28 protein-coding genes are annotated in these 26,350 nt (G+C 63.3%); 15 read left to right on the top strand and 13 right to left on the bottom strand.

The genetic code is table 11. The annotated features are described in order from the left end of the window. Positions 1-54: 54 nt before the first annotated feature. The 7 genes from J1C56_RS10610 to J1C56_RS10580 all read right to left on the bottom strand — a co-directional run bounded on the left by J1C56_RS10610 (position 55) and on the right by J1C56_RS10580 (position 5,002). Positions 55-1,155, bottom strand: a complete 1,101-nt coding sequence (locus tag J1C56_RS10610) for a methylenetetrahydrofolate reductase (RefSeq protein WP_214388807.1) — start codon at positions 1,153-1,155, stop codon at positions 55-57. Continuing rightward, positions 1,152-1,736, bottom strand: coding sequence for a methylenetetrahydrofolate reductase C-terminal domain-containing protein (locus tag J1C56_RS10605; protein ID WP_108607793.1), 585 nt, complete (start codon positions 1,734-1,736; stop codon positions 1,152-1,154). Before J1C56_RS10605 ends, J1C56_RS10610 begins: the two co-directional genes overlap by 4 nt. Then, complete coding sequence (locus J1C56_RS10600) at positions 1,729-2,031, bottom strand: virulence factor (RefSeq protein ID WP_214390203.1); 303 nt, start codon at positions 2,029-2,031, stop codon at positions 1,729-1,731. The genes J1C56_RS10605 and J1C56_RS10600 overlap by 8 nt, the downstream gene beginning before the upstream one ends. A 136-nt stretch (positions 2,032-2,167) precedes the next feature. Next, positions 2,168-2,935 carry a formyl transferase gene (locus J1C56_RS10595; RefSeq protein WP_214388805.1) on the bottom strand — a complete coding sequence of 256 codons (768 nt, stop codon included), beginning with the start codon at positions 2,933-2,935 and terminating at the stop codon, positions 2,168-2,170. A gap of 5 nt (positions 2,936-2,940) precedes the next feature. Continuing rightward, positions 2,941-3,600, bottom strand: coding sequence for an exopolysaccharide biosynthesis protein (locus J1C56_RS10590; RefSeq protein ID WP_214388803.1), 660 nt, complete (start codon positions 3,598-3,600; stop codon positions 2,941-2,943). Positions 3,601-3,728: 128 nt separating this feature from the next. Beyond that, positions 3,729-4,304, bottom strand: coding sequence for a DUF4893 domain-containing protein (locus tag J1C56_RS10585; protein WP_214388801.1), 576 nt, complete (start codon positions 4,302-4,304; stop codon positions 3,729-3,731). 35 nt (positions 4,305-4,339) lie between these two features. Next, a complete protein-coding gene (locus J1C56_RS10580) occupies positions 4,340-5,002 on the bottom strand; it encodes a DUF1638 domain-containing protein (protein WP_246591305.1) in 663 nt (220 codons plus the stop codon). A 69-nt stretch (positions 5,003-5,071) separates the two neighbouring features. Here J1C56_RS10580 and J1C56_RS10575 point away from each other — a divergent pair, with 69 nt between their 5' ends. Continuing rightward, on the top strand, positions 5,072-5,206 hold the full coding sequence (locus tag J1C56_RS10575; protein WP_214388799.1) for an entericidin EcnAB: 135 nt from the start codon (positions 5,072-5,074) through the stop codon (positions 5,204-5,206). A 68-nt stretch (positions 5,207-5,274) separates the two neighbouring features. On the opposite strand, the gene J1C56_RS10570 is transcribed toward J1C56_RS10575, so the two are convergent. Beyond that, positions 5,275-5,973 carry a corrinoid protein gene (locus J1C56_RS10570; RefSeq protein ID WP_115731653.1) on the bottom strand — a complete coding sequence of 233 codons (699 nt, stop codon included), beginning with the start codon at positions 5,971-5,973 and terminating at the stop codon, positions 5,275-5,277. Positions 5,974-6,223: 250 nt separating this feature from the next. Here J1C56_RS10570 and J1C56_RS10565 point away from each other — a divergent pair, with 250 nt between their 5' ends. The 12 genes from J1C56_RS10565 (at position 6,224) to J1C56_RS10510 (ending at position 18,810) form a co-directional block, all read left to right on the top strand. Next, on the top strand, positions 6,224-7,798 hold the full coding sequence (locus J1C56_RS10565; RefSeq protein WP_214388791.1) for a trimethylamine methyltransferase family protein: 1,575 nt from the start codon (positions 6,224-6,226) through the stop codon (positions 7,796-7,798). 225 nt (positions 7,799-8,023) lie between these two features. Beyond that, positions 8,024-8,701, top strand: a complete 678-nt coding sequence (locus J1C56_RS10560) for a 4Fe-4S dicluster domain-containing protein (protein ID WP_214388789.1) — start codon at positions 8,024-8,026, stop codon at positions 8,699-8,701. A gap of 104 nt (positions 8,702-8,805) precedes the next feature. Then, positions 8,806-9,483 (top strand): FadR/GntR family transcriptional regulator, encoded by a 678-nt coding sequence (locus tag J1C56_RS10555; protein ID WP_214388787.1) that lies wholly within the window; start codon positions 8,806-8,808, stop codon positions 9,481-9,483. Then, positions 9,480-10,790 (top strand): CynX/NimT family MFS transporter, encoded by a 1,311-nt coding sequence (locus tag J1C56_RS10550; RefSeq protein ID WP_214388785.1) that lies wholly within the window; start codon positions 9,480-9,482, stop codon positions 10,788-10,790. The genes J1C56_RS10555 and J1C56_RS10550 overlap by 4 nt, the downstream gene beginning before the upstream one ends. A 60-nt stretch (positions 10,791-10,850) precedes the next feature. Continuing rightward, positions 10,851-11,582: a dienelactone hydrolase family protein gene (locus J1C56_RS10545; protein ID WP_214388783.1), complete on the top strand. Its 732-nt coding sequence runs from the start codon at positions 10,851-10,853 to the stop codon at positions 11,580-11,582. A 113-nt stretch (positions 11,583-11,695) separates the two neighbouring features. Beyond that, positions 11,696-12,874, top strand: a complete 1,179-nt coding sequence (locus tag J1C56_RS10540) for a BaiN/RdsA family NAD(P)/FAD-dependent oxidoreductase (protein WP_214388775.1) — start codon at positions 11,696-11,698, stop codon at positions 12,872-12,874. Between the two features lie 114 nt (positions 12,875-12,988). Next, on the top strand, positions 12,989-14,074 hold the full coding sequence (locus J1C56_RS10535; RefSeq protein ID WP_214388773.1) for a hypothetical protein: 1,086 nt from the start codon (positions 12,989-12,991) through the stop codon (positions 14,072-14,074). A 100-nt stretch (positions 14,075-14,174) separates the two neighbouring features. Beyond that, positions 14,175-14,735, top strand: a complete 561-nt coding sequence (locus J1C56_RS10530; protein ID WP_214388771.1) for an RNA polymerase sigma factor — start codon at positions 14,175-14,177, stop codon at positions 14,733-14,735. Positions 14,736-14,737: 2 nt separating this feature from the next. Continuing rightward, entirely contained in the window at positions 14,738-16,774 is a 2,037-nt protein-coding gene (locus tag J1C56_RS10525; RefSeq protein WP_214388769.1) for a vWA domain-containing protein, read from the top strand. A 161-nt stretch (positions 16,775-16,935) separates the two neighbouring features. Then, the gene (locus J1C56_RS10520; protein ID WP_214388760.1) at positions 16,936-17,382 is read left to right on the top strand and encodes a hypothetical protein; all 447 of its coding nucleotides are present in this window, start codon (positions 16,936-16,938) and stop codon (positions 17,380-17,382) included. A gap of 293 nt (positions 17,383-17,675) precedes the next feature. Further along, complete coding sequence (locus J1C56_RS10515) at positions 17,676-18,218, top strand: PadR family transcriptional regulator (protein WP_246591304.1); 543 nt, start codon at positions 17,676-17,678, stop codon at positions 18,216-18,218. 292 nt (positions 18,219-18,510) lie between these two features. Next, positions 18,511-18,810 (top strand): hypothetical protein, encoded by a 300-nt coding sequence (locus J1C56_RS10510; RefSeq protein ID WP_214388749.1) that lies wholly within the window; start codon positions 18,511-18,513, stop codon positions 18,808-18,810. A 14-nt stretch (positions 18,811-18,824) separates the two neighbouring features. Here the strand turns inward: J1C56_RS10510 and bmt are convergent, their stop codons facing one another. The 3 genes from bmt to J1C56_RS10495 form a co-directional block, all read right to left on the bottom strand. Continuing rightward, entirely contained in the window at positions 18,825-19,841 is a 1,017-nt protein-coding gene (gene bmt, locus J1C56_RS10505; protein ID WP_246591303.1) for a betaine--homocysteine S-methyltransferase, read from the bottom strand. Between the two features lie 67 nt (positions 19,842-19,908). Further along, positions 19,909-20,520 carry a DUF1989 domain-containing protein gene (locus J1C56_RS10500; protein ID WP_214388745.1) on the bottom strand — a complete coding sequence of 204 codons (612 nt, stop codon included), beginning with the start codon at positions 20,518-20,520 and terminating at the stop codon, positions 19,909-19,911. A 66-nt stretch (positions 20,521-20,586) separates the two neighbouring features. Next, positions 20,587-21,444 carry a helix-turn-helix domain-containing protein gene (locus J1C56_RS10495; RefSeq protein WP_214388743.1) on the bottom strand — a complete coding sequence of 286 codons (858 nt, stop codon included), beginning with the start codon at positions 21,442-21,444 and terminating at the stop codon, positions 20,587-20,589. Between the two features lie 217 nt (positions 21,445-21,661). On the opposite strand from J1C56_RS10495, the gene J1C56_RS10490 reads away from it, so the two are divergent. Then, on the top strand, positions 21,662-22,672 hold the full coding sequence (locus tag J1C56_RS10490; RefSeq protein ID WP_214388741.1) for a fatty acid desaturase: 1,011 nt from the start codon (positions 21,662-21,664) through the stop codon (positions 22,670-22,672). A 48-nt stretch (positions 22,673-22,720) separates the two neighbouring features. Then, positions 22,721-23,533 carry a phosphate/phosphite/phosphonate ABC transporter substrate-binding protein gene (locus J1C56_RS10485; RefSeq protein WP_214388738.1) on the top strand — a complete coding sequence of 271 codons (813 nt, stop codon included), beginning with the start codon at positions 22,721-22,723 and terminating at the stop codon, positions 23,531-23,533. A 43-nt stretch (positions 23,534-23,576) separates the two neighbouring features. Here J1C56_RS10485 and J1C56_RS10480 read toward each other — a convergent pair whose 3' ends face one another. Next, positions 23,577-24,605 carry a purine-nucleoside phosphorylase gene (locus J1C56_RS10480; protein WP_214388736.1) on the bottom strand — a complete coding sequence of 343 codons (1,029 nt, stop codon included), beginning with the start codon at positions 24,603-24,605 and terminating at the stop codon, positions 23,577-23,579. Between the two features lie 221 nt (positions 24,606-24,826). Further along, positions 24,827-26,179: a M24 family metallopeptidase gene (locus tag J1C56_RS10475; RefSeq protein ID WP_214388734.1), complete on the bottom strand. Its 1,353-nt coding sequence runs from the start codon at positions 26,177-26,179 to the stop codon at positions 24,827-24,829. Between the last annotated feature and the right edge of the window lie 171 nt (positions 26,180-26,350).

Below are 26,350 nucleotides of genomic sequence, written 5' to 3'. Positions count from 1 at the left end.
ATTTCTTTATATCGTTGTCTGTTTTCGTTCAAGCGCGGCAGCCGCGCCTGCCTGTCAGTGCGCGGTCTTCACCATGTCGACCTGCGATTCTGTAACGTCGTCGTGCAGGAGGTGCTCAAGCCGGTCGGCGACACGCTGGTCGTCGGCACGGGCCTCGCGTTTCCATGGCCGACGACCTTTCAGCACGCCCGATTCATCGACGATCTCGGCGACGTATTCCTCCTGCCGGTAGGCCATCACATGGACCCCCGATACGCCTGATATTTCCTTGACCTCGTTGATGATGTCGATGCAGAGCTGCTTGCCTTCCTTCTTCTGGTCCTGGGCGCCTTCCAGGCGCTTGATGATTGCATCAGGAATGTGGATTCCAGGCACGTTGGCGCGGATCCATTTGGCTGTCTTGGCCGACGCAAGCGGGCCGACGCCGACCAGGATGAAGCATTTTTCGTCGTAGCCCAGGTCGCGCACGCGGTTCATGAAGGTGCGGAACATCGGCACATCGAAGCAATACTGGCTCTGCACGAACTGCGCGCCGGCGGCGATCTTCTTGCCCAGATGAATGGGCCTGAAATCAAAGGGCGGCGCGAAGGGGTTGACCGCCGCGCCAAGGAAAAGCTGCGGTGGTGTGCTCAGCTTGCGGCCCGAGAGAAATTTTCCGTTGTCGCGCATGATGCGGACTGTTTCGAGCAACGACATCGAGTCGAGGTCGAACACCGGCTTGGCGCCGGGCTGGTCGCCTGCCTGCACGCCGTCGCCGGTAAGGCACAGGATGTTGGCGACACCCATGGCGGCGGCGCCGAGCACGTCGCCCTGGATGGCGATGCGGTTCTTGTCGCGGCAGGCGATCTGCATGATCGGCGCGTAGCCCATGCGGGTCAGCAGTGCGCAGATGCCGACGGAAGACATGTGGCAGTTGGCACCGGACGCGTCGACCGCGTTGATGCCGTCGACCCAGCCGTCAAAGATCTTGGCGCGGTTGTAGACGTCTTCGGGGTCGGCGCTGTCGGGCGGGTTCAGCTCCGTGGTGACGGCGAACTCGCCGCGACGCAGCACGCGCTCCAGGCGGCCGCGCGAAGAATGGCCGGGCAGGGGATCGAGCGGCAGGTCGATGCCATCGGGATGTTCGTCTGGCTGGCGCGGGCGCGGCGGGGTCATGCAACTTCCTTGCTGGCGGTTTCGCGCGTTGCGGCGGCTTGTGCGGTCACCCTCAGCCATGCCGAGGTTTCGCGCAGCGACTGGTCGACCGGCTTCTGGACGTTGAGGATGGCGTCGCCCTTGACCATGTTGCGCGAGCCTTCCCAGGCCTTGACCCAGACACAGGGCATGTCGGGCTCGACCTCGCAATTGCCGTTGGCACGAACGCCGCCGCACGGGCCATTGCGTAGCTGTTTTGGGCAATTCATCGGGCAGGACATGCCGGTGGAAGACAGCACGCACTGGCCGCACATGCGGCAGTCGAACATCAGGCCCTTGACCCGCTTCTCGACAAACTTGATCGGGGCCTCGACGCGGCCATAACCGATCTTCTTCCACAGCGGATGGAGCAGCAGAAACATGTCCGCGAAGCGGCTGTAGAACCATTCGAGCAGGCGCGAGTGGCGGATCGACCACAGCCTGATCGTATAGCTGCGCTGGACGCGTCGCTGCGGCGACACATCGGCTGGCTTGTAGTCGCTTTTCGGCGCGGCCTTCTTGACCAAAGTCGCCTGGGTTACCGTCGGCTGGGTATCAACCATCTTCCTTGCCGCCTGCCTTGACGAGAGCGACCAGCCGCTCGCGTGTGAAATTCGCATCGATTTCAGCCAAGGCCTTGTCGGCTTCCGCCTCAAGGTCGTCGCTGACCGGGACCGGTTCGGCCTTGCGCCACTCGGCGAGGTAGGCGTCGGTGTCGCCAGCGCCGGTACGCATGGCGCACATGTCGATCGCTTCGGTGAAACGCAGCGGCAATTCGCGCTTGGCGTTCTGCCGGCCCTTCTTGACGATGACCTGTGCAGGGATGTCGCGCCAGTAGACGATGATCAGGTCGGCCATTTCGGTCTCGCTTTTGGTGACGTTGAGCTTTGCCGCAACCACGGGGGTGCTGCTTGTTATGGGACGACGCGCGCGCATTCAAAAGCGACGCGACCTGTTGTCGCAAAAGATAAAGCTTGGATTGTCGCTGGAGCGTCTACCAGACGCCGCGGCGGATCCCTGTCCAAAGGTACTGCCAGATGGTCGGATGGTACCATTGCCGCGAGGGCAGACCGGTGTCGACCGGCGTGAGTCGGCCGGCAAGCGCGTCTTCGATAGCCTTGGCGCAAATGTCGCGCGAAAAGGCGGCCTGGCGCATGGCGTAGCTGGCGATGGTGTCGCCTTTGCCTGGTTTTCCCCTGGACTGGTACAGCACCGAGCCGGTGTCGACGCCAGCGTCTACGACATGCACGGTCGAGCCGAAATTGTCGTGATCGCCAGTGGCCAATGCCCAATAACCGCCATTCATGCCGCGATATTTCGGATTGATGCCTGAATGATAGTTGATGACCGGGCAGGGAATGGCGGCGAGTGTTTTGGCGGACAAGAGCCGGCAGCTGGCGAGGAACACCGTGGCCGGCTCGAGCTTATGGACGATTTCGACGAGTTCAGGGCCATTGGCGGAGGCTACCGAAACGATCTCCTGGCCCACGCGTGGGCTGGTTTCCAGTTTTTCCTCGGCAACGATGCGCTCGATGCCGCCGTTCAGGAAACGTTTGGCGACACGGATGAGCACCATGGTGCCCAACTGGCCGGCCACGGAGATCCAGCCGAGCTTCTTGGCGCGGCGTATCAGCAGCTCACGCTTTGAGTAAGGCGTTTCCAGAACGACTGTCATGGGGCCGAAGCGATCGGTCAGGCTGTTGATGATCGCCCAGATATGTTCGCCGCCTTCGGTGACGAAGACGATCGGCCTGCGGTCCATTCAGTCTACCCCAGCCATGCCAGGAAGGCGTGCGTGGCAAAGCCGGCGCCGCCGACAACCGCGCAGACGACGGCGAGCGAGGCCACGCCGACCGCGCTGCCTACGGCAAACAGGATGCCGTCCCGCTCGGACAACGCCAGGCCAAGAAGGGCGGTGGCGAAGGCTGGCAGCCAGTTGCCGAACGGGATGGGCAGCGTGATCGAGACGGACAAGATGAGCGCGATGATGCCGATGACGCGGTCGCCGCGTTTGCGCCAGAACGGCCAGTAGCGCGGCCGAACCACCTGTTCGAGGCGGACAAGCCTCGGAATGACCCAGTCTGTGACGGTGCGGAACTGCTCCGCCGACAGTGAGCGCTGCGCGATGAAGGTCGGCAGCCAGGCACGGTTACTGCCGAAGGCCATTTGTGCCGCGACGATCAGCAGCGGCAGGCCAAGTACGGCCGAGGCACCCGGCGGCAGAGGCAGCATGTTGAAGGCGGCAAACAGCACCAGCAGCGGCGCGAAGCTGCGTTTGCCCAGCGTATCCCTGATATCGCCGATCGAGATGTTTCCTTTGGCATCGCGGGCGAGCTGGGCGAAGATCGCGGACAGACGACGGCCACGGCGACGCTTCGGTGCCGCATCGAATTCGCCTGCGTCGGATTGGTTTTCTTGCCCTTGCATTCAGCCTTCAGCCCACTTGCGGCCCGCTTTCAAACGCGCCAGTCCCCATCGCAGTGTGCGACGGCCAGGTTAATCCTTGATGACCCCGGAGGGTGCGAATGTGATGTCGCTTCGCGCGGAATGCAACATCAGCGCCGGAATTCAATGATGTCGAGCTTGGATTCGTAGCGCGGCGCGGGAAACTCGATACGCCATGCTGCCGGTCCGGATCTGAAGGCATAACCGACCTGGTCGGCATCAGGGCCGCGGCCATAGGCCTTGGGTTTGTCGCCGGCGACGAAGCCCGAGCCGAGATAGATCAACCTGTTGTCGCTTTCGGTGTAGAAGCGGCCCTTGGTCCGCTGCGAGCCCGAGATTTTCTCCAGCATCCAGCCCGAGCCGTCATCGGTGACCTTGCACTTGAACCAGCCGTAGACGACGAGCGCGCCCAAGCCGCCGGCCTTGATGGTGCGGCACTGCCAGTTTCCGGTCATGTCGAAATCGGAAAACGACAAGGGCTTTTGGGCAACGATCGCGTCGAGTGTGGCGACCTCGCCTGCCAGGCCGGCCTTTGCCTCCTGAAGGGCTTCCTTGCGCGTGGCGTCGTATTTTTCGAGCCTGGCCTTGTCGGCCGGCGTGATCAGCTTCTGCACCACGCCATCGGCATGCGCGAAGGTCGCCGTGGCGGCGAGGGCCGCAGCAAGAATCAGTTTTCGAACAGCCATGGCACCTCTCCAAAGGCCGAACCTCAAGTGAAGAATCAGGCTCTTTGATGATCTGCCGCAGCGGCCGCTGCCTTGGCAAGTACCTCGGGCAGGTCGCCATAACCGGTGGCGCGGCGCTCATAGACGAGGCCGAGCATCTCCGCCGCATCCTCGGCGACCTTGTCGAGCGCGGGATCGTCAGTCTGGGCGAGATAGATCAGTTTCTCGTAGTTGCCGAAATAGTCCGTCACCAGCTCGGGATGCCGGTCGAGGCCGAGCGGCTTGATGAAGAAAGCCTCGAACTGGCGGCACAGGAAATCGGTCATGTAGAACGACATCATGTCGGCTTCGCCGACTACGGCATAGGCAGCAGCGCCTTGATAGAAGGCAAAGCAATGCGGCCCGGCGATGCGCTCGACACCATGTTTTTCGCAGACACGGTCGAGCAGGCCGCCGGTGCCGCAATCGGCGTAGCCGACATAGATGTGCTGATACCCTTCCGCTTTCGCCTCTGATATCGCCTTGTCCATGGCCGGCGCGATCCGGTTCGGGTGGAAATGGAAATCAGCTGGCAAGCAGGTCAGTTCGAGGTGATCGAGCCCCAGCCGCTGCTTCACCGCCAGTACTTCGCGCGCGATCATGCCGCAGCCAATGACAAGCAGCTTCTCGCCTGAAAGTTTGTCGCCTGGACTACGCTTTTGCTTTTGCAGGGCGGTCATGGAACCAGTTTAGCCGGGTTTCGTTCCAGATAGGCAAATATTGCAAATTTGATGAGGGAGACATCGTCCATGAAACTGTCACGCCTTGCGCCGATCGCCATAATCGCTTGTGCGCTTGCTCTTTCCGCCTGCGCCAACACTGTTCGCGGCGTCGGCAAGGATGTCAAAGGTACAGCGAACGCCATCGAGGACACAGTCCAATAAGGCACTATGTCACTGTCCGTTTTAGATCGGAATGAAAGGGCCGCGCTGCAAGGTGCGGCCCTTTTGCTTTATCCAGCAGCGCGCAGATTGTGCTTGCGCTTCATGTAGTCCTTGGCGGTTTCGACGGCGACAGCCGCGTCACGGCAGTAGGCGTCGGCGCCGACGGCCTTGCCGAATTCCTCGTTGAGCGGCGCGCCGCCGACGAGCACGACATAGTCGTCGCGGATACCCTTTTCCTTCATCGTGTCGATGACGACCTTCATGTAGGGCATGGTCGTGGTCAGAAGCGCCGACATGCCGATGATGTCGGGCTGATGCTCTTCGATGGCATTGAGATAGTTCTCGACCGGGTTGTTGATGCCGAGGTCGATGACGTCGAAGCCGGCACCTTCCATCATCATGCCGACGAGGTTCTTGCCGATGTCGTGGATGTCGCCCTTGACCGTGCCGATCACCATCTTGCCCTGCTTGGGCGCGCCTGTTGCGGCAAGCAGCGGGCGCAGGATGAACATGCCGGCCTTCATGGCGTTTGCCGAAAGCAGCACTTCCGGCACGAACAGGATGCCGTCGCGAAAGTCTTCGCCGACGATGCGCATGCCTTCGACCAGCGCTTCGGTCAGAACCTTGTAGGGCACCCAGCCGCGCTCGAGCAGGATGTTGGTGCCTTCCTCGATCTCCTCCTTGAGCCCGTCATATAGATCGTCATGCATCTGCTGCACGAGTTCGTCGTCGGAAAGCTCGGACAGGATGATTTCGTCGTCGGACATCTTTGGAAGCTCCCTCATGCAGCGCCGAAATCCAGCGTGCGGCTACTGCGCTATACCTAGCTTGCAAGTGCCGCAAATCCATAGCTGATTTGCGACCTCCTGCAAAACGAAAGCGACTGACAAGTTGTCGACTTGCTTGTCGATTTTGCGACAGGCGTTGGCGCTGGCAAGCCGTTTCGCCTAGGGTGCATGACTACGATCTCGCGAGGAGCTGCGACAGGCGGCCAAACGTGTTTCAGGGATGATGGCGATGACAGAAAACCTCGTGACCGATCAGGAAGCGTCGAACGCGCGGCGCGGGCGTGGCGCAAGCGGCGGAGCGGCGGCGCGGCGCGCGGCGCGTTCGGGCGGCGGTCCGGGCACCCAGCTCACTTACATCAAGCGTCAGATCAATGTTTATGAGGTCCTCAACGAGGAGGGGCTGGCGCTCATCGAGAAGAACGCCGACACCGTGCTCGAGGAAATCGGCATCGAATTCCGCGACGACGCCGAAGCACTCCAGCTTTGGAAAGAGGCCGGCTGCGACGTCAAGGGCGAGCGCGTGCACTTTCCCAAGGGCCTGTGCCGCTCGCTGTTGAAGACGGCACCGTCCGTCTATACCCAGCACGCGCGCAATTCGGAGCGCTCGGTGCAGATCGGCGGCAACGCCACGGTCTTCGCGCCGGTCTACGGCCCGCCCTTCGTGCGCGATCTCGACGGCAACCGCCGCTATGCCACGATCGAGGATTTCCGCAACTTCGTGAAGCTGGCCTATATGGCGCCGTCGATCCACCATTCGGGTGGCACCGTGTGCGAGCCTGTCGACGTGCCCGTCAACAAGCGCCACCTCGACATGATCTACAGCCACATCAAATATTCCGACAAGCCGTTCATGGGCTCGGTCACCGCGCCGGAGCGCGCCGAGGACACGGTGGCGATGGCCAAGATCGTGTTCGGCGACGACTTCGTCGAAAACAACACGGTTCTGACCAGCTTGATCAACGCCAACTCGCCGATGGTGTTCGACGAGACCATGCTGGGCGCGCTGAAGGTCTATGCACGTCACAACCAGGCCTGCATCGTCACGCCGTTCATTCTTGCCGGCGCGATGAGCCCGGTGACGGTTGCCGGCACGCTGACCCAGGTCCTGGCCGAAGTGCTGGCCGGCGCCTCGTTCACCCAGCTGATCCGCAAGGGCGCGCCGGTGCTGTTCGGCACCTTCGCCTCGTCGATCTCGATGCAGTCGGGCGCGCCGACCTTCGGTACGCCGGAGCCGTCGCTGGTGTCCTACGGCGCTGCCCAGCTCGCACGCCGCCTCGGCCTGCCGTTCCGCACCGGCGGTTCGCTCTGCGCTTCAAAGGTTCCGGATGCGCAGGCGGCCTATGAAAGCGCCAACACGCTGAACTCGACGCTGCTTGCCGGCACCAATTTCGTGCTGCATTCGGCCGGCTGGCTCGAGGGCGGCCTCGCCTCGTGCTACGAGAAGTTCATGATGGACATCGACCAGCTCGGCATGCAGCAGAAATTTGCCGAGGGCGTCGATCTCTCCGAGAACGGCCAGGCGATGGACGCCATCCGCCAGGTCGGGCCCGGCAGCCACTATCTCGGCTGCGACCATACCCAGGCCAACTTCCAGTCGGCGTTCTACCGCTCCAGTATCGCCGACAACAATTCCTACGAGCAGTGGCTGGCCGAGGGCCAGAAGTCCGCGCCGCAGCGCGCCAACGAGCTCGCCCGACGCTGGCTCGAAAGCTACGAGGCGCCATATCTCGATCCGAGCATCGACGACGGCCTCAAGGACTTCATCGCCGCGAAGAAGGCGTCGATGCCCGACGCCTTCACTTGAAGGGAGCCCGATACAGGCGGGGCTAAAGTCGCCAGCATCATTCACAAGGAAGTCTGGCGGAGCGCATTCTCCGAGCCGGACAAGAAGGGGTAACGCTTGATGCGTTCGCGCTGCCCCTCACCCTTACCCTCTCCCCGTAAACGGGGCGAGGGGGACGTCAGCGTAGCGACTAGCCTCCTTCTCCCCGTTCACGGGGAGAAGGTCCCGGCAGGGGGATGAGGGGCGATGCGCATTGTTCAGAATATTTCCGCCGCGCTGGCCGCTTATGGCCTCATCCAGCGCGGCGGTCTTGTTTTTGGCGATGGCGATGTCGCGCCGGACGGCCCGGCGGGCAGGCCAGCGCGATCGGTGCTGCTGGTGGGGCAGGCGGGTGCCGCGCCCTGGCCGCATTTCCAACGTTGGCGCGAGGCGCAGCCGGCCAGTCCCGACAACCCGCTCGACAGCTGGTCGCGCGAGGTGATCGGCGCCGTGGCGCTTGTGTTCGGGGCGCGCGCGGTGTCGCCGTCCGACAAGCCCTATCTGCCGTTCCAGCAATGGGCGATGCGCGCGGAAGGGCTCAGGCCGTCGCCGCTCGGCATCCTGATGCATCCTGAATATGGGCTGTGGCATGCCTATCGGGGCGCGTTGCTGTTTGAAGTCGAGCTGCAATTCGGCGAAGTTCGCAAACAGAGTCATCTTTGCGACCTATGTGTTGGAAAACCTTGTCTGAAATCCTGCCCCGTCAGTGCCTATTCCGAGACGGGGTTTGCCTATGAGCAATGCCTCGGGCATGTTCGCGGCCCATCGGGAGGTGCCTGCCGGACGCAAGGGTGCCGCGATCGCAATGCCTGTCCCTACGGCACGGCCTACCGCTATCCGGACGACGTGCAGGCCTTCCATATGAAGAGCTACGCCGGCCTCTGACCTGGCTCGATTTGAGCTGGCCCAACCGCTTCCTGGCTCCGCTTGTTGCCATCGTCGGCCGAACGGCGTATTCAAAGTCATCAGATGACTTGATGAATCATGCCATGCAGCCAGCCACTCGAACCAATCTCACCGACAGCGCCGCGGATAGCCTGCGCGCCGAAATCATCACCGGCCGCTGGGCCGTGGGCGAGCGTATTCCCAACGAAGCATCACTCACCGACCTGCTGTCGGTCAGCCGCGGCACGGTTCGCGAAGCCGTTCGCGCGCTGGTCTCGCAAGGCCTTCTGGACACACGGCAAGGCTCGGGCACCTATGTCCGCTCGGCGGTCGATCCGTCGGCGGCGCTGGACCGCGTCAAGCGCGCCGGCCTGCGCGACCAGTGGGAGACACGCGCGGCCCTGGACGCCGAGGCGGCGCGGCTGGCAGCACAGCGTCACACGCCAGCGGATCTGGTGAAAATGCGCCGCTTGCTGGAGGCGCGCGGCAACGTGGCCGATGGCGGGCATGAGGCCTTCATTCGCCGCGACATCGCCTTCCACAAGGCTGTCATCGAGGCCTCCGGCAATCGGGCGATGATCGAACTCTACGACTTCTTCACCGGTGCCATTGCCGAGACCATCAAGGCGACCCTGTCAGGCGAGCTGCCCGAGCCGGACGCTCCGGCGCATGCGGCCATCATCGATGCTGTCGCCTCCGGCGATCCCGATAGGGCTGCCGCCGCAGTCCACGCCTTCATGGCGCCGGTGCTTCTCGAACTCGACAGGTTGCTTGCCCAATGAACCAGAGCTTTATCCCGGCTGGCCGGACGGCCCAGGCCGTCGCCATCGATGGTCTCGACGATCAGCTTGTCGATGCCGAGATCGACAGTCTGCCGGCACCGCAGGCACCAGTCATGCGAAGCGGCATGGCGCGTTTCGTGCTGGGCGCGAGTCTGGTCCTGATCGCCTTCAACCTCAGGCCGATCTTTTCCAGCCTTTCCGTGCTGTTGCCGGAGGTGATGCAGGCGACCGGCCTGTCGCCCGCCGGCGCAAGCCTTTTGACGACGCTGCCGGTGCTCTGCCTCGGCTTGTTTGCGCCGCTGGCGCCAAAGCTGGCGCAGCGCTTCGGCGCCGAACGCACGTTGCTGTTCTCGCTGGCGCTGCTGGCCCTTGGCACCGTCCTTCGTGGGCTTGGCACCGTGCCGCTGCTGTTCATCGCGAGCTTCATGGCCGGCGCTGCGATCGCCATCGGCAACGTGCTCTTGCCCGGGCTGGTCAAGCGCGACTTTCCCGACAAGGCGGCGATGATGACCGGGCTCTACACGATGGCGCTTTGCGCTGGTGCTGCTTCCGCCTCGGGACTGACACTGCCCATCGAACATCTAGTGACCGGCTCATGGTCCGGCGCGCTTGCCGCATGGGCGGTGCCGGCCTTCATCGTGCTGTTGATCTGGACGCCGCAGGCGCTGGGCAGCCGCAGACAGGCAAGGCACAGCGGTTTTCGCGTAGTCGGCCTGTGGCGCGACCGGCTGGCCTGGCAGGTCACCTTGTTCATGGGGCTGCAGTCGGCGCTGGCCTATTGCGTCTTCGGCTGGCTGGCGCCGATCCTGCGCGAGCGCGGCTTCGACGCCACGACATCAGGCGCGATCGTGTCTTTGTCGGTCATGGCGCAGGTCGTGACCTGCCTTGCCGTGCCCTCGATCGCCATCCGCCGCAAGGACCAGCGCGGCGTCAATGTGGCGCTCGTCGTGGCTGCCGTGACGGCATTGCTCGGTATCCTGTTTGCGCCGACCTCGACGATCCTGTTCTGGGCCGTGCTGCAGGGCATCGGCCAGGGCGGGCTGATTGCCGCCGCCATGACGCTGATCGTGCTGCGCTCGCCGGATGCCCATGTCGCGGCGCATCTCTCCGGCATGGCGCAGGGCGTGGGCTACACGCTGGCAGCCATCGGCCCGCTGCTGGTCGGGCTGATCCGCAACTGGACCGGCAGCTTCGCTGCCTCTTCGGTGCTGTTCGTGGCGCTTGGCCTTGGCGTTGCGATCACGGGACTGGGCGCGGGCAGGGCGCTGCATGTCGGCGCGCGCACCGAGCGGACCTTTGCCGCCTGAGCTTGTCTGGCGGGCCGAAGTCCCTATGTTCGCGACGGGACAGACAGAGGGAGCGTTGCCATGCCGACCAAGCGCGAGATCGAGATCAGGACGGCGGATGGCGTCTGCAAGGCCGGGCTGTTCGGACCTGCCAAGGCGAAAGCCGGTGTGATCCTCTATATGGATGCCTTCGGTCCGCGCCCGGCGCTGGATGAGATGGCCGAACGGCTGGGCAGCCAAGGCTATGCGGTGCTGGTGCCGGACCTGTTCTATCGTGCAGGCGCCTATGGTCCGTTTGACGCCAAGACGGCCTTCGTCGAGGAGAAGACGCGTACCGAGTTGCGTGCCCCGATCGGCGGCACGACGCAGGAGATGACCGCACGCGACACGGGCTCCTTCATCGAGGCGTTGGTAAAGGCCGGCGCGACAGGCCCGATTGGCACTGTCGGCTATTGCATGGGCGGCTCGCGTGCGCTCAACGCCGCCGCCGCCCATCCGGACCGCATCGCGGCCGCGGCAAGCTTTCATGGCGGCAATCTGGCCAGCGATGCGCCCGGCAGCCCGCACCGCAGCGCGGCAAAGATTAAGGCGCGCGTCTATGTCGGCTCTGCCGGTGTCGACGGCAGCTTCCCGCCGGAACAGTCGGCAATCCTGGCCGAGAGCCTGCGCACTGCCGGCGTCGACCACATTCTCGAAAACTATGTCGGCATGGGCCATGGCTGGTGCGTGTCCGACCACGGCGTCTACGATGCCGCCGGCGCCGAGCGCCACTGGAAGCGGCTGACGGCGTTGTTCGAGGAGACGCTGGCGTAACTTCCAACTTTGCCATCCCGACAGCTTCGGCTATCAGGCATCGAACAGCTTGATCCGACAAACAGGGTTCGCGCGCCGGCAAGGCGCCGACGGGCCAGTGGGAACACTCCGGAATGCAGTCCTTTGATGTCGTGGTGATCGGCGCCGGCGCGGCCGGCATGATGTGCGCCGTGGAAGCCGGCAAGCGCGGCCGCTCGGTGCTGGTCGTCGATCACGCTTCGGCGCCCGGCGAAAAGATCCGGATTTCCGGCGGCGGGCGCTGCAACTTCACCAATATCCACGCCAGCCCGAAGAATTTTCTGTCGCAGAACCCGCATTTCTGCATCTCGGCGCTGAGCCGCTACACCCAGCGCAATTTCATCAGCCTCGTCGAGCGCTACGGCATCGCCTATCACGAAAAGACGCTTGGCCAGCTGTTCTGCGATGGCTCGGCACGCCAGATCATCGACATGATGGTCGAGGAAATGCAGGAAAACGGCGCCGAACTGAGGCTGTCGACCAAGGTCGAGGACATCAGCAGGACCGCCGACGGGTTCGCGCTGTTTGTCTCCGGCAGCCGCGTGGCGTGCACGTCTCTGGTGGTCGCCTGCGGCGGCAAGTCGATTCCCAAGATGGGGGCGACCGGCTTTGGCTACGAGATCGCCGAGCAGTTCGGGCTGCCTGTTGTCGAGACGCGGCCAGCACTGGTGCCGCTGACCTTCGACGCCAACACCTTGCAGAAATTGACGCCGCTTGCCGGTATCGCTGTGGATGCCGATGTCGCCTGTGGCAGGACCAGCTTCTCCGAAGCCATGCTGTTCACCCATCGCGGCATCAGCGGACCGTCGATCCTGCAGATCTCGTCCTATTGGCGCGAGGGCGACGAAATCGCGATCTCGATGCTGCCGGGTACCGATGTCGCGGCGATCCTGCGCGACGCCAAGCGCGCCAACGGGCGCCAGGCGGTGCAGACCGTTCTGGCCGCGCACCTGCCCAAGAAGCTGGCCCAGGCGATTGCCGAGCGGCTCGGCTTCAACGGCAATCTCGCCGATCTGAACGATACGCACCTGAAAGCCGTCGATGCCGCGGTCAACCAGTGGCGTATCAAGCCTGCGGGGTCCGAGGGTTATCGTACGGCGGAAGTGACGCTTGGCGGCGTCGACACCAAGTCGCTCGACCAGAAGACGATGCAGGTGAAGTCGGTGCCTGGTCTCTATTTCATCGGCGAGGTCGTCGATGTCACCGGCTGGCTCGGCGGCTACAATTTCCAGTGGGCATGGTCGTCGGGCTGGGCCGCAGGGCAGGCGGCCTGATCTGCTCATCCCTGTTTTCGTTCTGCATCCGACGCACCCGCCTCGCAACATCCTGCGGATACACAGGTTTCCGATACCGACTGGCACCTGAATCAATCACAAGGTGTGGTGCGGATGTTCTCGACAATCAAGGCGTTTGCCGTTTCGCTGGCGCTCGGCGGCGCGCTGGTGATGCCTGTTTTGGCCGACCAGCAACAATGCTCGTGCAAGAACCTGCAAAGCGTGCAGGAAGAGCTCAGGAACGCGGACTACGCGGCAAAATTCTTCGCCGACATGGCTGCACAGCTCAAGGCAGTCGAGGACCCGCTGATCGAGGCGCACAAAATCCCGACGCATCCGGATTCCAACGTCAGCATCTATCACCGCTCGTCGCTGAAACGGACCGAAATCATGGCGAGGTTCCGCTTACCCCACCGCCCCGCCCATGGCTATAAGGGGCCAGCGACGGTCGACATGAAATATGGCAGCTGCGAGCAGCAACCCGCAGCACTCGAAGCCTTGAAAGCAGGCTCGCAATGCAAGGAACTCGCTGATTTCGCCCTGGAGCACGAAGCCGTTCACCGGGCGAAATGCGCAAGAGACACCGCCACCGTCTACTGGGACAGACTGCCAAGCCACTTCGCAGCTGAAGAAGCGGAGCGCTATAGCGAGCAGGCCAAGGCCACGCGCGCCTTGCTCAAGCGCATCATCGACGAGGGTACCGTCACCATCGAGGCCAAGCTCGAGCCGCGCATTTCGGGACCACAGTTCGACGTGACCTATTCCTACGTCACACAGCCGGCAGAGATGAACGGAAACAGTTCGCCAGGATCCGACACATGGACGCTGAAGGGGAAGGCGCGCCGCGCGGGCAAGATCAAGAGCGTCAAGCTTGCCGGGATGTCGTGCACGCCGAGCGGCCAGATCAACGACGACATCGACCTGGCGCTGAAGCTCGACGGCTTGACCATGGGGCTCGACAGCAAGTCCAAGGGTAAGCCTGGCGACATCATGATCCGCTGCAAGGGTGGTCATGGCATGTCGATGCGGCCGCAGGGCGAGGTCGACGGCGGCAATGTCTTCGCCGACGAAGCCTTCACTATAGGTACCGACGTGTCGCAGGACGTCCGCAGCTTGCCATTCGCCAAATACGTTCCCAGCGGCATGTCCGTCAGCGGCAAGAACACGGTAAGCGTCAAGCTGGTCTGCCCCGGCTCGTGACGGAGGCGTCGCGCCGCCCGGCATGTCTTGGGTTGGCGCCGAAATTTTTCTTTCCAGCACCCCAAGGATTGCCTCAAAGCTTTCGTCCAACGGACAAATGATGGCGATGATGTTGGATGAAAGCGAAGCCTCCGACAGCGATCTGGTCGGACGAGCGCGCGACGGTGACAGGACAGCTTTCGGCGAACTCGTCGAAAGACATTACGGATTCGTCCATCGCGTCGCCTGGCGCTGGTGCGGCAACAGGTCGGATGCCGAAGACATCGCCCAGGAGGTCTGTGCACGGCTGGGCCGGGCCATCCGCGACTATCGCGGCGGGGCTGCCTTCACGACATGGCTCTATGCGATGACGCTGAATGCAGCGCGCGACATGCAGCGCAAATCGGCGCGCGAGACGGCGAAGACCACCGCCTATGGCGTTCATGCGCTCGTTGCGGGCGATGGCGGGCGCGAAGCGGAAGATCCGGCCGAACGGATGTGGGCGGCGGTCAGGCAGTTGCCGGACAAGCAGCGCGACGCGATCCTGCTCGTTTATGGCGAAGGGTTGAGCCACGCGGCGGCGGCGGACGCCATGGCGATCGCCGAGGCCACCGTGTCCTGGCACATCCATGAAGCGAAGAAACGGCTGAAGCTGCTCATGCGCTCGGCCGGGGAAGAGTGACCATGGTCGACGACAACGAACTCGACATGCTGCGCAACATTCCGACGCCGGCGCCAGGCCCTGAGGCCAAGGCGCGCGCGCTTGCCGCGGCGATGGCGGCCTACGACCTCGAAAAAAATCCTGCGGCCACCCAAGGAACCGCCAATGCCGGTCGTCTCACCGAACGAGCACGAAAGCTCTGGAGAGACATCATGCAAAAGAAGCTGATTGCAGCGCCGGCCCTTGCCGGTCTCGTTGCTCTGCCGATCGCCGGCTATGCCACATTCTATCTGATGGAGGGCTCGCCGTTCAATTTTGGCGCGGAGCAGGAGATCGCCGATGCACCTTCCGTCCGCTTGAAGGAGCCGCTTGCTGCCGAGTTGAAGAAGACCGATTCAGGCGCGGCACCGACCTCACCGGCTAAGCCGTTGGCTGCTTCGCAGGCAGGGAAGTCCGAGGCAGAGGCAAGCGCTGACGAAGCGGTCGTGATGAACGAGGCAGCGCCTGCCATGCCGGCGCTGGCTCCGTTGGCCGACGCGGCAGCGCAGATGAGCCGCATGTCGGCGCCGACGCTGACAACCGAGCTGCATGGCGTGATTGCGCCATCGGACGTGCCGATGCCGCTGCCGGAAAACCGCGACCGCGTCGAGGATTTCAAGACCAATCCCGTGCGTTCGGCGCTCGAGGATCCGGTCTCGACCTTCTCCATCGATGTCGACACGGCCTCCTATTCCTTCGCCCGGCGTTTGCTGAAGGAAGGGGTTCTGCCGCATGCGGACACTGTGCGGGTCGAGGAGATGATCAACTACTTCCCCTATGACTGGAAGGGGCCGGAGGCGATCACCACGCCGTTCAACACCACCGTCAGCGTCATGCCGACGCCGTGGAACGAGCACACCAAGCTGATGCATGTCGGCATCAAGGGCTATGACGTCAAGCCAACCGAGCAGCCTAAGGCTAACCTTGTGTTCCTGATCGACGTGTCGGGATCGATGGACGAGCCGGACAAGCTGCCGCTGCTGCGCTCGGCATTCCGGCTTTTGGTCAACAAGCTCAATGCCGACGACACGGTTTCGATCGTCACCTATGCCGGCAACGCCGGTACGGTGCTCGAGCCCACCAAGGCGTCGGACCGGGAAAAGATACTGTCGGCCATCGACACGCTGGCCCCTGGCGGTTCGACCGCCGGCGAGGCCGGCATCCGCGAGGCCTACCGGCTGGCGCAAAAATCCTTCCTAAAGGACGGCATCAACCGCGTGATGCTGGCGACCGACGGCGACTTCAACGTCGGCCAGACCGATGACGACGAGCTCAAGCGGCTGATCGAAGACAAGCGCAAGTCGGGCGTGTTCCTGTCGGTGTTCGGCTTTGGTCGGGGCAATCTCAACGACCAGATGATGCAGACCATCGCCCAGAACGGCAACGGTACCGCTGCCTATATCGACACGCTGGCGGAAGCCGAGAAGGTGCTGGTGCAGGATGCGTCGTCGACGCTGTTTCCGATCGCCAAGGACGTGAAGATCCAGGTCGAGTTCAATCCGGCTGCCGTCGCCGAATACCGGCTCATCGGCTACGAGACCCGCGCGCTCAACCGCGAAGACTTCAACAACGACCGCGTCGATGCCGGGGAGATCGGCTCGGGCCATTCGGTGACCGCGATCTACGAGATCACGCCCAAGGGCGCGCCGCAGCAGATCGACAATCTGCGCTACGGCGAGGCAACGACGAGCAATGGCGGTGTCGCGAACGCCGACGAATATGCCTTCGTGAAGATCCGCTACAAGGCGCCCGACGGCGACACAAGCAGGCTGATCACGACGCCTGTGACCAAAGCCAATGAAGTCGCGAGCTTCGATGCGGCTGGCACCGACCAGCGCTTCTCGGTCGCGGTCGCGGCATTCGGCCAGAAGCTGCGCGACGAGGATGCGACAGCCAGGTTCGGCTTCGACCGGATTGCCGAGATCGCCTCTGCGGCACGCGGTGCCGACCCCTATGGCTATCGCGCCGAATTCCTGTCGCTGGTGCGGCTGGCATCGTCGCTCCAGGGCAACAAGCCGTAAGGCAACAGGCAGGGCAGGTGGGCCGGCCGGCGGAAAGGGGGCTTTCCGCCGGCCGTTCTTTCATCTCCAGGCGGCGGAAAGGGGGCTTTCCGCCGGCCGATCTCTTGTGATCTCTAGGCATCCACCCGAAAATCGATGGGGTGGTGTTTCGGAGACGAGAGATGGCCGACCGGAAACTGGACGAATGGGATATTGCGCATGGCGGGCTGCGCTCGCTGTCGTCGCGCGAGATCAAGGTTTTCTGGGACGGTTATCTCGCCCGCCGCAACGACCCAAGGATACGCCATGGCAGCCTCTATTCGCGTTGGCGGCATGTCGCCCACGATCTGGTGGTTTCGCTCTATCTGACCAACCGCAGCGTCGGGCTGTTCGTCAGGGGCCAACGCGGCGAGGGGTATGTCACCACCGCGAACCGGCTGACCGCCTTCGAGCCCGCATTGGGCAAGGCGCTGGGTGTCAGCCTGCGCGGCGAATACGCGCTCTGCTACCTGTCCAACCATCCGGTTGCGATGACCGATCCGGCCAACTGGCCGCAGGCCTACGAGTGGCTGGAACGGCAGGAAAAGCACTTCAGTCATGTCCTGAGCGACATGGTTGTCGGCACCTAGGCGCCGGACGGAAGCGAAATTCCGTCCCGGCGCCGTGGTCATGAAAGAACATCTCGATCCAGCCCTAAGTGGCTGAAAAAAAGTTGAAATCGACTATCGGACGGACCGGGGAGGGTGCTCCCTTCCGGGCTGTTTCCGCACGCCTTGGCGGCGCGGCACGAAAATCCCTTACGTTCTATCTTGCAAAAGATATATCTTTGAATAGATATAGCGGCATGAAGCAAACATCCTGGAGAGGCACTCACATGTTCAACCACCCAAATTTCAACGATCGTTGCCGCGGAGAATGGTCCATGTCGGGCCAGAATGAAGGTGGCAGGGGCGGCGGCCGGGGCGGCCGAGGCGGTCCCTTCGGCCGGCATCGCGGCGGTCCTTTCGGTGGCCGCGGCCCGCGCATGTTCGATCCCGGCGCGCTGCGTCTGGTCGTGCTCGGCCTGATCGCCGAGGAGCCGCGCCACGGCTACGACATCATCAAGGCCCTGGAGGCCAAGTTCCAGGGCGCCTATAGCCCGAGCCCCGGCGCGATCTATCCGATGCTGCAGATGCTGGAAGAGGCGGACCTCGTCGTCTCCGTCGCCAATGGCAACAAGAAGCTCTGTTCGATCACCGAAGCAGGCCAAGCCTATCTCGATGAAAACGCCGACGAACTGGCCAAGATCAATGGCCAGATCAACGAAAACTCGACGCAGGTCAGTGGCGTCGCGCTCGGCGACGAGGTCAAGGCACTGAATTTCGCCGTGTTCAGCCGTTTGCGCAGTGGCTCACTGACGGCGGCACAGGCCGAGAAGGCGCGCGAGATCCTGAAGAAGGCGCGTCGCGACCTCGAAGACCTGTGATTCCCGAAGGCTCCAAACTGCCGGAGCTCCCGCCGCAGGGCGGGAGCTTTTTTCTGTGTAAAACCCATCGTAAGGCCAGATTTGCGGGCCGTTTCAAACAATTTGATTCAAAGGCCGATTTGCCTCGGAACCCGATCGCAACGATCCCCGGCTAATACAGCAGCGGGTGAATAAGGGGTGGTTTGAGAATGCAGGTTGGTCGTTTGACGTCGGGTGCGGTTTTGAATGTTCGCACCGGCGACCCCTTGGCGATGCCGGCTCGGCCAGAAGCTGCCACCGCAATGGCGACACCGTGACGGACGTTGCAATACAGGCAGCATTGCCTGCCACCAGCAGCCACATCTACGTGCCCGCCAAGCCTATTCAGCAGGCGGCGCAAGTCGCCGCCCTGGGTCCGTCGCGCTCCCGCATCAGCGATATCGAAGACGCCCACCGTACGGCATGGTCGGCGCTCAACAATGAGCGCTTCCGGCTGGCGATGGAGAAGTTGGGTGATGTGCGCACGTCGGACGCAGTGATGATGATGCGCCCGGTCGAAGGCGGGGGCACCGACATCAAATCGGCGCTTGCGCGCTACGAGGAAAACAGCTGACGATTTAGTATATCTCAGCCGCGGCGGCGGCGTTCGCGGCGGCCTTCGCTGGTTTCCGTGGTGTTCGGCGCGGCCAGCTTGTTACGCATCGGGCCGATGCGCTCGATGATCGCCTCGACGGTTGGACGAACGTCCTTCTTGTGGGCGTCGAGCGCCTTGCGCATCGCGGCCAGATGCTCGAACGAGGTGCCGCAGCAGCCGCCGATGATCCTGGCGCCGCCATCGACAGCGAGCCTGACATAGTCCGACATCAGTTCGGGCGTACCCGAATAGTGGATCTCGGTGCCGCGGAATTCCGGAATGCCGCAATTGCCCTTGATGATGATGGTCGCATCCGGCCTGGCTTCGCTCATGTCGAGCAGCGAGGCCAGGATGTCGGAAGCGCCAACGCCGCAGTTCGCGCCGACGCCGAGCGGCGTCTCGGCAAGGCCGTCGACAACGCCGTGGATGTCCTTGGGCAGCAGACCCATCATGGTGCGGCCGGCGGTGTCGAACGAGCCGGTATAGGTGTAGGGCAGGCCGACACGGATGGCTGCCTCGGCAGCGGCGCGGATCTCGTCCGGGGCGGACATCGTTTCGATCCAGGCGACTTCGGCGCCACCGGCCTTGAGGCCTTCGATCTGTTCGGCGAAGGCATCGACTGCCTCGTCATAAGTCATGGCACCGAGCGGAACCAGAAGCTCGCCGGTCGGGCCGACGGAGCCGGCAACGACAACCTTGCGGCCGGCCTTGTCGGCAACGGCGCGGGCGATTTCGGCAGCGCGCTTGTTGAGTTCGTGAACCCGGTCCTGGGCGTGATGCAGCTTGAGCCGGTGACGGGTGCCGCCGAACGAGTTGGTGAGGATGATGTCGGCGCCGGCTTCGACGAACTTCCGGTGCAGCGTCGAGATCTTTTCGGGCGCGCTTTCGTTCCACAGCTCGGGTGCTTCGCCGGCCTCGAGGCCCATGGCAAACAGGTTGGTGCCGGTCGCGCCATCGGCGAGCAGCACGCCCTTTTCGGCCAGCAGGGCATCGATCGGATTGGTCGTCATCGCAGCGACTTTCATATCAGGAGATTGGATAAGGATATAAAGAAGTCTTTATGTCCAGTCAACGCGTTTACAGGGCTGGCTGTGCCGCTGGCGTCACTTCGACCGCGATCTCGGTGCAGACGCCGCCATTGGTCGGATAATGATCGACCGAACACGCGGTGACGACGAGCAGCAGGTCGCATTCGGCGCGCAGCGTTACGTAGCCGCCGGGCGGATTGATCGAGGCAAAGACGTCGATGCTGCCGTCGGGCTGCGGCAGCGAGTTCTGGAACAGGTCGACCGGGTCAGGCGTGAAGGGCAAGGCGAGCCCTTCCGAGGCAAGTGCCTTGTGCAGATTGTCCTGGCAACTGGGGTGCTCGTCGAAGCCGGCACGGACATAGAGCGCATGATTGCAGGCGGGGTAGAGCATGTCGTGCGGGCCCGGCGAAGCGTCCTCGACCAGCGTCAGCAAAGGCACGCCCGTCGTGCCGTAGAAATGTTCGCCTGTTTTGGGAAACAGCCGCTCGCCGATGTCGCGGGTGTTGGACGTGCTCAGCCAGTCCTTCAAGTCAGGCGTGAACGCCCAGAGGTCGGCGACCTGCTGGCCCTTGATGTCGATGATGCGGACCAGGTCTCCGCTGGACACGCGGATGGAACGGCCCGACTGGGCGGGTACGACGACATTTTTCTGATCTGGCATCGGTTTCCTCAGGGATGTGCGCCGCACGCTGCCGTATCGCGGCGCCAAATTCAACCTGAGCGCCAATCAGCCCCAACTGGCCGGGAAAGACGCCACCGCCAGCCGTCGCGCGAAGGCGGCGGTCTCGTGGGCGTTGATGTCGGCGGCGCGGATCAAATTGTCGAAATGGCGGGTCAGCGTCCGGATCGGATCGGTGGCGTAGAGCACAAGGTACATGTCGCCGACATAGATCGCCGCGCGGGAATGGCCGAAGATCGTGTAGGGCACGGAATAGCGCATGCGCCCGTCATAGAGAAACAAGCGGAAGGTCGGGTAGAGATCGTCGAGCAGGTCGGCCATGTGGCGAAGCTGCTGCTTGCGATCCTTGTCGGGAAAGCCCGACCAGACGCCCAGCCCGCGCGCGAAAATCTCAAGCGTGTGGCGCGGCATGCAGACCTCCATGTCGGTCTCGGGCCTGCGGTTGTAGTCGATCCGGTACTGTGTCTCGCCGGCCTGGACCTCGCGGCTCTTGTTGGAGATATCGGCCTCGTAGTCGATCAATGCTTCGGTGCGCAGAAGGTCGGGGATGCCGGCTGGCACATAGCGGATCTTCGTGCCCGCTGCCTCGGCATGCCATTTGGCGATCAGCGTCCGTTCAAAACCGCCGGAGGCCTCCTCGATTTCAAGGCTTTCGCGGATTTCGCCGGTGACGCCTTCGTCCTGGCTGAGCCCGAGCAGCCAATCGAGCGAAACCTTGTGGGCGGTGGCGATTGTCAGCAGCGTCTCGGCGCGCGGCAGGCGCACGGTGGCACCCGAAAGCAGCTGCGACAGCGCCGAACGGTCAATGCCGACCGAGGTAGCAAAGGCCGACTGGTTGAGGCCGGAGCGCTGCACCAGCGCCTTGAGCCGCTCCCTGAAGACACCCGATAGATCGCGTTTGTCCATGACCTGCCCATTGGGGAATGGTTTTGCGAATCCGCCGCCGCATGGCCATCCAAATTAGATTCATCGTCCGGAGTGTTTACTAAACATAACATTTGCGGCGTGAGCAGCGCAATGTAAACAGTCTGTGCGCATTGTCTCGTTGCGGAAATCAATGACTACTGACAGCATTATGTCAGGAATCATCGAGTTCCAGGCATCCAAGGACAGCAGGCAGCGCATGACCAAGAACGGAAACAGACGCGGCACGACCACAGGGGTCGAATGGCCGACGGTGTTTCTCATCCTGGGCTGCTACGGAACCTGGCTTGCTGCCGGCCTGCTGCTCTGGCAGGCCTATCCGGTGGCCGCTCTTGCGGTGATGGCGCTTATGGTTGCGCTCCAGTCGTCGCTGGTGCACGAGGTGCTGCACGGCCATCCCACCCGAAACGCGCGCATCAACGAAGCGCTGGTGTCCTTGCCGATCGGCGTTGTCTGGCCGTATCGCCGCTTCAAGACGATCCACCTGCGCCATCATGCCGACGAGCGCCTGACCGATCCGTTCGATGACCCGGAAAGCTACTATCGGGCGCTGTGGCAGCACGACGACCTGCCGGCCAGCATGAAGTTGCTGCTCAGCATCAACAACACCATGGCGGGGCGCTTCGTGCTCGGGCCGCTGCTTGCCTGCGTCGGCTTCTTCATCGACGACGCCAAGCAGATTGTCGCCGGCGACAAGGCCATCCGAAAAGCGTGGCTACTGCATGCCGCAGGCCTTGCGGTGGTGCTGCCGGTGGTACAGTTCGGCTTCGGTGTCCCCTTGTGGCTCTATGTGCTGGTGCCGGTATGGCTCGGCCAGTCGCTGATTTCGATCCGAACCTTTGCCGAGCATCAGTGGTCGGAGCACCCGGAAGGGCGCACTGTCATTGTCGAGCGCTCGCCATTGTCGCTGCTGTTTCTCAACAACAACCTGCATTTCGTCCATCACAAGAGCCCGACGGTTGCTTGGTACAAATTACCGGCATTGTTTCGCGCCCGCCGCGCGGAATGGCTGAAGATGAACAAGGGCTACGTCTATCCCAACTATTTCGCGCTGGTCAGGGCCTATGCCTTCCGCGCCAAGGAGCCGGTCTGCCATCCGGCGCTGCGTCGCGCTCCCGAACAGGGCAGGGCGTTTGTGCCACGGGTCAGGGCCCGCAGCGTCAACGGGCTTGGAACCGCGCCGGTGCCTGCCGAGCCGCCAAAGGAATGATATCTTCCAGAGCTTGCCAATTCTCGCGTTCGAGCCTGAAATGATGCAATGAGCGACTTCATCGCCGCACTGCCCATGTATGACTGGCCCGAGATGCGCGACGAGGTCGATGCGCAATGGGCCAGGTTGCGAACGGCGTTGCGTCAGCTTGGTTTGGACGCGCCGGAACGCCTTGCCAGGCGCAACGCCGATCTGCCGGCGGTTCCAGGTGGTATTCGCGACGCATCGGGTGTGGTGATTGCATTCGACCCGGCTACGCTGCCGCCCGAAGAACTCGACCTGCCGACGCTGTGGCGGCATCCCCAATTGCTGTTCGGCCAGACCTGCTGGGGGCCGATGGAAAGCACGGGCCTTGCGGCTCAGGTCAAGGTGATCGGTCAGCCAAACTATGACGGCATCGAAGGCGGTCGTGGCGAACTCTATTCCAGCGCCATCGTCGTGCGGCGCGGAACGGTGACCGCCGACCATGCGCATGCCCCCGACGGCGATGCGCCGCTCATCCCGCTCGATCTGATCCGCGACAAGCGCCTGGCCTTCAACAGCCACGATTCGATGTCGGGGTTCATCGGTATCTCGCGCGATCTTGCCGCCATGGGCGAGGGATTGCGGATTTTTTCCGAACGCATCGAAAGCGGCGGCCATCGCGCGTCGATCGTCGCCATCTCCGAGGGCCGGGCCGACGTGGCAACCATCGATTGCCGGAGCTGGGCGCTGGCGCAGCGCTTCGAGCCGGCTGCCCGGGACGTCGTGGTCATCGGTTGGACAGCAAAACGCAAGGGCTTGCCTTACATCACCGGGCCAAGCACGTCGCCCGTTTCGGTGACGTTGCTCAACCTTGCGCTGAGCCAAGCCGCGCTTTGAAGAAAGCGGGCGGCCTGAACCGCCCGCTCTGCCTGGCCGAGGTTTATTCTGACGGCACGCCCTTTTCCCACTTCGCCCAATCGCCGGTGACAGCATCCGCAAAGGCCGCGCCGACACGATAGGCGTTGATGGCTGCCGGACCGAAGCCACCCGACTTGGCGCTCAGCGATTCGATGGGGCTCATGCCGGCGGGCTCGCGATCGAAGTTCGACGCCGTGCGCAGCAAGGCGATGCGATCGAAATCGAGCAGGTCGGCATCCGCGCCGCGCCGCAGCGCGGTCAGCGAGGCGTTGTCCTCCATCTGGGTCGTGCAATAATTGCCCTTGCCCTCGGTCAGCAACGATACCCAATCGCCCATGCTTTTGGCAGTCATCGAGCCATGCCAGTAGGTGTCAGTCGACAGCGTGTCACAGATGCTGACACTTGGGGCAGCGTTGCCGGGTGCGGTCTTGTAGGCCACGCGATAGGCCTTCGCTTCGGCGCTGTCGGCGAGTTCGACGCTCTTGGTCAGGGCAAATGCCTTCTGCAGCAGCTGCTCGTTGAGCTGGTAGACCTCGGTTGCCGAGCCCCAGCTCGGCTTTTCGCCGGGTCGCTTGGCGCCCAGCCCGACCACGCCATCAGGCCAGTCGGCGGGAATCTGGCGCGGATCGATTTCGTGGCGCAGGCCGGCATCGACGGCATAACGCGCCCAATGTGCCGAACCCAGCGTGCCATCGCTCGGATCGACACCAGCAATGCCGGCGATCACGATGTAGCTCTGCTTGAGGTCGACAAGACCGCTGTAGACGAGTGCTGAAACCGAGCTTGCTGCATTGGCATAACCCATCGCCGTCGTCATGACGCACAGCCCGGCAGCGTCGCAGGCAAGTTCCGGATACTCCTTGGCGAAGCCCGGAATCGTCAGCCTGGTCTCCAGCTTGCGGCCCTCGAGCCATGGTTTTGCCTCGCCTCCGAACATCGTTATGACCAGCACTTTGGGGGCCAGCGGCTCCGCCGACGCCATTGATGTGTTCGAGGCAAAGCCGGCGGCAAGGGCGAGGGCTGAAAGGCCAATCCGATAGATGTGCGTCATATGCGATCCGATCTGAGAAAAACGGCGATGTTGCAGCGCCGTTTTCACTATCGGTGCAGCTTGCCGCGGAAGCCACTCGCCACCGCTCCTGTCCACATCAAATCCGGCAGCCCAGTGATCTTGCGCCATCGCAGTAAAGTCGCCGGCGAGCGATTTCGGCTGCCGATCAACTGTTCTTGGTCGCTGGAATATCTCGAACAGGAAGCCGGGGCTTTGGGCGCCTAGCCGAGCAGGCGCTTGTCGAGCGGATAGTTTGAGAGCTGCTCGTTGCCGCTTTCAGTGATCAGGATCTGCTCCTCGATCTTGACGCCCTCATGCCCACCGAGGCGGCCGATGTAGCTCTCGACGCAGACCACCATGCCGGGCTCGAGCACGCCGTCCGGCGTATCGGCCGTCCAGTCGGAGGCGTGGGGCAGGGTGGGATATTCGTCGGCCAGGCCCACGCCGTGGAACAGCACGCCATAACGCGCCGGGAAGCAGTCGGGCGGGGGCGCGGCCGCGCGTTCCACCAGTTCGCGGAAACCGAGGCCGGGCCTGAGCAGCGCCGTATTGTGGGCGATCTGTTCGGCGGCAATCCTGTAGAGGTCGCGCTGTTCGCTCTTGGGCTCGCCGTCGCCGCACAGCCAGGTCCGCGACAGGTCGGCGCAAAATCCGTAGGGCCCGATGAGATCGGTGTCGAAGGCGACGAGATCGCCTGCCTCGACCACGCGCGACGAGCACTCCTGGAACCAGGGATTGGTGCGCGGTCCCGATGCCAGGAGCCGGGTTTCGATCCATTCGCCGCCGCGGGCGATGTTGCCGCGATGCAGTTCGGCCCAGAGCTCGTTCTCGGAGATGCCCGGCCGGAGTGCTGCCTCCATCTCGCTCATCGCCACCTCGCAGGCGACGATCGAACGGCGCATGCAGAGGATTTCGTCAGGCGACTTGATCAGCCGGGCGTTTTCCATCACCGCCTCGCCATTGCCGACCGAAATGCCAAGCCGTGCCAGCGCGTCGACGCCGTTATGGTCGAGATGGTCGACGGCAATGCGCCTGACGCCGCCGCCGTGCTCGCCAAGGACATCGGCGATGCCTTGCGCCCAGCGCTCGACCTTCATCTCCGTCATTTCGCCGCTGTAGAGATACATCCACGACACTGCCGGGCGAACCTCGTCGACGACGCCGGAATGATCGGACAGGTGCTCGCAGGAGAAGTAGTCGAACAGCACCACCGGGCCGTCGGTGGCGACGAAACAGTGACGGGTCGGGTTGTGCGCCACCCACAGCTGCATGTTGGTCGAATCGGTGGCGTAGCGAATGTTGACGGGATCGTAGAGCAGGGCGCCGGCATAACCGCGCCGCGCGAGCTCGGTGCGGATGCGCTCCAGCCGGTACTTGCGCAGGGCCGGCATGTCGGGTGCCGCGATGCCGGCCGCCGCCCATTCGGCTTCGGCCTGTGCTCCATAACCCAGAACGTGCTGGTTTAGTGCTGCCGCCTTGGTGCGGGCTCGCTCGCGCAGGTCCTCCGCCGAGCCAGGCTCGAACGGCATGATCTTGCGGTGGCGGCCGAAATTGCCTTTTGCGGGGGTTTCCATCAGCGACACCCCTTTGATGGTTGAAGGCGTCGTTCCTTCCTACCGGACATCTCCCCCACAAGGGGGGAGATCAGCAGTTGCGACCTATGCGCGATTCCTGAGGCGGTCGAGAAGGGGTGAGGCGAGCATGACAGCCAATCTCCCCCCTTGTGGGGGAGATGTCCGGCAGGA

The sequence above is a fragment of the Aminobacter anthyllidis genome (genome assembly GCF_018555685.1).
In the GTDB taxonomy this organism is placed as follows: Bacteria; Pseudomonadota; Alphaproteobacteria; order Rhizobiales; family Rhizobiaceae; genus Aminobacter; species Aminobacter anthyllidis.
Note: the sequence above shows the minus strand (reverse complement) of the source record. Positions and strands in the feature narration are given on the sequence as shown.